6 protein-coding genes are annotated in these 5,626 nt (G+C 66.1%); 2 read left to right on the top strand and 4 right to left on the bottom strand.

Going from position 1 to position 5,626, the window contains the following annotated elements; all coding sequences use genetic code 11:
- Both J5F18_RS07005 and J5F18_RS07010 read left to right on the top strand, forming a co-directional pair.
- Positions 1-361, top strand: a 361-nt coding sequence (locus J5F18_RS07005; protein ID WP_346301559.1) for a (2Fe-2S)-binding protein, incomplete at its 5' end; no start/stop codon positions are given.
- 214 nt (positions 362-575) lie between these two features.
- Complete coding sequence (locus J5F18_RS07010) at positions 576-731, top strand: hypothetical protein (protein ID WP_346301560.1); 156 nt, start codon at positions 576-578, stop codon at positions 729-731.
- Between the two features lie 53 nt (positions 732-784).
- On the opposite strand, the gene J5F18_RS07015 is transcribed toward J5F18_RS07010, so the two are convergent.
- The 4 genes from J5F18_RS07015 to J5F18_RS07030 all read right to left on the bottom strand — a co-directional run.
- A complete protein-coding gene (locus tag J5F18_RS07015) occupies positions 785-1,633 on the bottom strand; it encodes an ABC transporter ATP-binding protein (protein WP_346301561.1) in 849 nt (282 codons plus the stop codon).
- 13 nt (positions 1,634-1,646) lie between these two features.
- A complete protein-coding gene (locus tag J5F18_RS07020) occupies positions 1,647-2,633 on the bottom strand; it encodes an ABC transporter permease (RefSeq protein ID WP_346301562.1) in 987 nt (328 codons plus the stop codon).
- A 46-nt stretch (positions 2,634-2,679) separates the two neighbouring features.
- Positions 2,680-4,038, bottom strand: a complete 1,359-nt coding sequence (locus J5F18_RS07025; RefSeq protein WP_346301563.1) for a CmpA/NrtA family ABC transporter substrate-binding protein — start codon at positions 4,036-4,038, stop codon at positions 2,680-2,682.
- A gap of 321 nt (positions 4,039-4,359) precedes the next feature.
- The coding region (locus tag J5F18_RS07030; protein ID WP_346301564.1) for a nitrate- and nitrite sensing domain-containing protein at positions 4,360-5,626 on the bottom strand (1,267 nt) is incomplete at its 5' end.

The raw sequence follows: 5,626 nt of genomic DNA on the forward strand, positions 1-5,626 counted from the left end.
GATGGTGGGGCCGCCCACCGAACTGCCGGGGCTGGCCTGGCTCGACGAGCGCTTCGCCGAGGCCGCCCGGGGCGAGCCGCTGTCCGCCGAGCGCCGGCGCCGCCTGCTGGCCGGCTGCGACGACGGCGCCGCCGATAGCGGCCCGGTGGTGTGCAGCTGCCATCAGGTGGGTAGGAAGCCCATCGTGGCGGCGATCCGTGGCGGCGACAGCAGCGTCGAGGCGCTGGGGGCCCGGCTGGCCTGCGGCACCCAGTGCGGCAGCTGTATTCCCGAACTCAAGTCCCTGCTGGAAGAGATCAACGAGGAAGAGCCTGGCCATGCGCGCACTGAACCGCAGCCGAAAGTCGTCGATGCCGCTTGAGTCGGCCAAGGCCCTGGGAGGGGGGCTGGCACGCCTGGTCGAGGGCAGCGGGCACTGGTTGGCCAGCCTGGGAAGGCGTCACGGCTACCGGGCGGCACGGCCCTCGCGCACCATCCGATTCACCTGTTCGGCCAGCACATCGTGCAGGCTGAAGTTGATGCGCGGGTAGCGGGCGTGGAAGTCAGCGCTGTTCGCCCACCACGGCGCCAGCCGCGTGCGCCGCTACCTGATGCCGGGACTGTGCGGCATGAACCTGGTGGTCGATGACGTTCTTCAGGGCGGGGTCAACGGTGCCGTGAACCTGGACGGCCATGGCAAGACGCTCTCCTTCCTGCTGCTGGACATGCAGGTGGTGGCCGAGCGGGAATAAGCCTCCACAAAAAGGGGCCACCCGAAGGTGGCCCCCGGCTGGCGCCGCGGCGATTACGCCTGCACCTGGGTCTTCTTCGCCGCCTTGGCGGTATCGCGCCGCCGGTCCAGGCTCTCCACCTTGCGCTGCTTCTCGTAGAGGAAGCGCAGCACCTCGTGGCGATAGTGGTTGTAACGCGGGTTGTCGGCCAGGGCGATACGGTCGCGGGGCCGTGGCAGGTCGACCTCGAGGATCTCGCCGATGGTGGCCGCCGGGCCGTTGGTCATCATCACGATGCGGTCGGAGAGCAGCACCGCCTCGTCCACGTCGTGGGTGATCATGATCACGGTGTTGCCGAGCTCGGCATGGATCTCCTGCAGGGAGTCCTGCAGGTGGGCCCGGGTCAGGGCATCCAGCGCGCCGAACGGCTCATCCATCAGCAGCACCTGGGGCTCCATGGCCAGCGCCCGGGCGATGCCCACGCGCTGCTTCATGCCGCCGGAGATCTCGTCGGGGCGCTTGTGCATGGCATGGGTCATGTGCACCAGTTCCAGGTTGTGCGTGACCCAGGCGCGGATCTCGGCGCGGCTCTTGCGTCTGCCGAAGACCCGCTTCACCGCCAGCTCGACGTTCTGGTAGGCCGTCATCCAGGGCATCAGCGAGTGGTTCTGGAAGACCACCGCCCGCTCGGGGCCCGGCTCGTCGACCTCCCTGCCGTTGAGGACCACCCCGCCCTGGGTGGCCTGATGCAGGCCCGCCACGATGTTGAGCACGGTGGACTTGCCGCACCCGGAGTGACCGATCAGCGAGACGAACTCGCCCTTGGCGATCTTCAGGTCGACCTGCTTGAGGGCGCAGAAGGGCCCCTTGGGGGTCGGGAAGTCGATCCCGACCTGGCTCAGTTCCAAGTGTGCATTGGCCATGATGGCTCTCCTCTCAGCGGATGGTGGCGCTCTTGTCCCAGCTCTGCCAGCGCTGCAGGACCAGCATGCAGCGATCCAGCAGGAAGCCGATGAAGCCGATCACGATGACGGCCACGCAGATGCGCCCGAGCGAATCGGAGGAGCCGTTCTGGAACTCGTCCCAGACGAACTTGCCGAGCCCCGGGTTCTGGGCCAGCATTTCCGCCGCGATCAGTACCATCCAGGCGATCCCCAGCGACAGGCGCAGGCCGGTGAACATCATCGGGATGGCCGAGGGAATGACCACCTTGCGCACCTTGGTGAACCAGCCCAGGCGCAACACGCGGCTGACGTTGAGCAGGTCGCGGTCGATGCTGGAGACGCCGACCGCGGTGTTGATCAGGGTCGGCCATAGGGAGCAGAGGGTCACGGTGATCATCGAGATCAGGAAGGAGCGCGAGAACATCGGGTCGTCCGAGACATAGACCGCGCTGACTACCAGGGTGACCAGGGGCAGCCAGGCCAGCGGCGAGACCGGCTTGAAGAGCTGAATCACCGGGTTGAAGGCGCGGTAGAGCCCTTGGCTCAGGCCAATCATGATGCCCAAGGGGATGGCGATCAGGGTGGCGAGCAGGAAGCCACTGAGCACCGTGACCAGGCTGGTCTGGATCTGGTCGAAGAAGGTGACCCGGCCGCGGAACTCTCGCCAGCGCACCTCGGCGTTGGGGTCCTCGGCCAGCATGGCCGCATTGCGCTCGGCCTGCCGCTCGTAGAAGACGGCTTCCCTGGCTCGTTCCGCCTGATGTTCGCCCACCAGGTTGGACCATTGGGTGTAGACGTCAGTGGGGCCGGGGAAGGTGCCCAGCGAGGTGTTGATGTGCTGGGAGCCGACCTGCCAGACCGCCAGGAACACCAGCAGGCCGACCAGTGGCAGGGCAAGTTGCTTGGCCAGACTGCCCCACTGGAGATCCCTCCAGCGGGCGGCGGGGACATGCCTGACCCAGGTGATGGCGCGATTCATGGGAAACCTCATTGGGTTGGGAGCAAGAAGAAAGCGTGGCGATACGTTACGGCTGCTCATCGCCCTTCAGGCCGATCTCGAACTGCTCGAGATAGGCCGTGGGTTGCCGGGCATCGAAGGGGATGCCGTCGATGAAGGTGGTCGCCTCGACCGGGCGGATGCCATCCTCGGTATCGAAGTCGGGGAAGTCGCTGGCGTCGAGAGTCCCCTCCGCGATCAGCTCACGCGCCGCCTGCTCGTACACCTCGGGCAGGAAGACCTTGCGGGCGATGTCCATGTACCAGTCGTCCGGCTTGTGCTCGGGGATCTGCCCCCAGCGGCGCATCTGGGTCAGGTACCAGATGGCGTCGGAGTAGAAGGGGTAGGTGGCGTCGTAGCGGAAGAAGACGTTGAAGTCCGGCGCTTCCCGCACGTCGCCCTTCTCGAACTCGAAGATGCCGGTCATGCTGTTGGCGATCACCTCGTAGTCGGCGCCGACGTAGTAGGGCTGGGAGATGATCCGCGCCGCCTCCTCGCGGTTGGCGTTGTCCTCGGCATCGAGCCAGTGACCGGCGCGAATCAGCGCCTTGACCACCCGAACATGGGTGTTGGGGTACTGCTCTGCCCAGTCGTTGCTGACCCCGAAGACCTTCTCGGCGATGTTGTTGCGGATGTCGTAGTCGGTGATTACCGGCACGCCGATGTCGCGAAATACCGCCTGCTGGTTCCAGGGCTCACCGACGCAGTAGCCGTGAATGGTGCCCGACTCCAGGGTGGCGGGCATCTGCGGGGGCGGCGTCACCGAGATCATCACATCGGCGTCGATCTGACCGTTGGTGTCGCCCCGCTGTGGGGCATAGTAGCCAGGGTGAATGCCCGCGGCGGCCAGCCAGTAGCGCAGCTCGTAGTTGTGGGTGGACACCGGGAAGACCATGCCCAGGTTGAAGGACTCGCCGCGCGCACCGAAGTCGTCGATGACCGGCGCCAGCGCCTCGGCGGAGATGGGGTGGACGGGCTTGCCGTCCGCCATCTCCAGATGAGGCTTCATGCCTTCCCACACGTCGTGGCCGACGGTGCAGGCGTTGCCGTTGAGATCCATGGTGAAGGCCGTGACCACATGGGCCTCGGTGCCGAAGCCCACCGTGGCACCGAGCGGCTGACCGGCCAGCATGTGGGCGCCATCCAGGTCGCCGGAGATGACCCGATCGAGCAGCACACGCCAGTTGGCCTGGGCCTCCAGTTCGACGAAAAGCCCCTCATCCTCGAAGTAGCCGCGTTCATAGGCGATGGCCAAGGGGGCCATGTCGGTCAGCTTGATGAAGCCGAACGTGAGGTCCTCCTTTTCCGGCCAGCCTGTCTGGGCAGTGGCCTGGGTGGTGAAGAGGGCGGCGCCGAGGCCGAGGAATACACCGATCTTCTTGTTCATCTTGATCCCCTATCGAAATGAAAAACGCCAGATTCCAACCCCTGCGAGCGATGGGGAGGGAATCTGGCGACGTTGCCTGAAATGGTGATCCTGACCGGCGCTGGTCAGGCGAGACTTCTCTTGCTTTTCAATTAGCAGGTGTCGTGCCAGCTCGGCATAATTTGTTAAATTAATGTTAAATAACAATGGTTTGTATATTTTTTCATGATAGGGATCAAAGGAGGTCCGGGTGGGGGGCGTACGCGAAAGGCGCGGGCTGGGGCCCTGCTGCACCAGCGTGCGGCACCGGGTGCAGCGCCAACGGGAGGGGATGCCAGGCCCTCAAAGGGGGGCCTGGCCGCGGTCCGATGACTTCAGAATGTCGGCCAGGTCGAGGATGGCGCTGGCCAGCTCGGCCATGCTCTTGCCCTGGTCCATGGCGGTCTTGCGCAGAAAGCGATACGCCTGATCCTCGGTCATCCTCTGGTTCTCCATGATCAGCCCCTTGGCGCGCTCGATCAGCTTGCGCTCGCGCAGTGCCTTGCGGGTGTTTGCCAACTCGTGGCTCAGGCCCTGGAGCCGTGAGGCCTGGGCCTGCATCAGTTCGATCAGCGAGCGGTTGAGTCGTGAATCGACGGCATGGGCGGTGAGGGTGGCGAGCCTGTCGGCGGGCTCGTCGTCGAACAGCTCCACCAGCTGCTGGCACATGGCCGGCCGCGTGCCGTCGTCGTTGGCCGCATGCTCTTGTTTCTCGAGCGAGGCGAGCGCCTGGCGAGCGGCGGCAATACGGGCGTGACACAGTGCCGAGAGCTCGTCGGCCAGGGCTGCTTCCACCCGCTGCATGGCGTCGATGCGCAGGGTCGCCAGCTCGTACCAGGTCTCGCCGAGGCTACGGGCGCTGGGGGTCACGCGGAAGTCGCGAGCGGCCATGTCGCGAAGTTGCTGCAGGCCTGCCTGCGTCCGCCGTGGCAGGCCGTCATGCCAGCAACGCTGCGAGGCGTCGGTGGCGAACTCGCAGAAGGTATCGAAGCAGCGCTGCTGGGCCTCGATGAGGCGGTTCAGCAGCCGGCGATGGTCATCGTCGAAGCCGCCGGCGGTGAAACCGATGGCGCCGCAGGCGCGCTCCTGGCCGGCCAGCTCCTTGCCCTGCATGAAGTGGAAGATGGCCACCAGGGCGCGGGTGATCTGCGGGTCGGTGGTGGAGTCGGCGGCTTCGAAGACCACCGACAGCAGCCCGCCGATCAGCGTATTGAAAGCCTGGGTGGCCGCGTCGGCGCTGAGCGCCTGGGCCTCGATATCGCGACGCAGCGTCTCCAGCCCGTCCAGGGCGCACCAGACCCGGGCGATTCGCGTCAGCAGCCGGGCGCTGGAGGCCGGTCGGTCATGGCCGCCGGCCAGGGCATCGAGTCGCTGGCGGCTGAGCTGCTCGGACTGCAGCGATTCGGCCACGCGCTCGCGGCGCTCGGCGGCGAAGCGCTCGCCGCCGGAGGCGAGATAGACGTTGGAGGCCCCGCGCTCCTTCTGCAGGGCGTGGATGAAACGGCTGATATCGCCGACGATGTCGCTGGTGGTGGCCAGCTGTTCGAGGTCATCGATCTCGCAGCGCTTG

Source organism: Halomonas sp. BM-2019 (assembly GCF_017584085.1).

Coding starts and splice junctions, on each gene's coding strand:
- J5F18_RS07020 (WP_346301562.1), bottom strand. CDS start 2,633: ATGAATCGCGCCATCACCTGGGTCAGGCATGTCCCCGCCGCCCGCTGG.
- J5F18_RS07015 (WP_346301561.1), bottom strand. CDS start 1,633: ATGGCCAATGCACACTTGGAACTGAGCCAGGTCGGGATCGACTTCCCG.
- J5F18_RS07025 (WP_346301563.1), bottom strand. CDS start 4,038: ATGAACAAGAAGATCGGTGTATTCCTCGGCCTCGGCGCCGCCCTCTTC.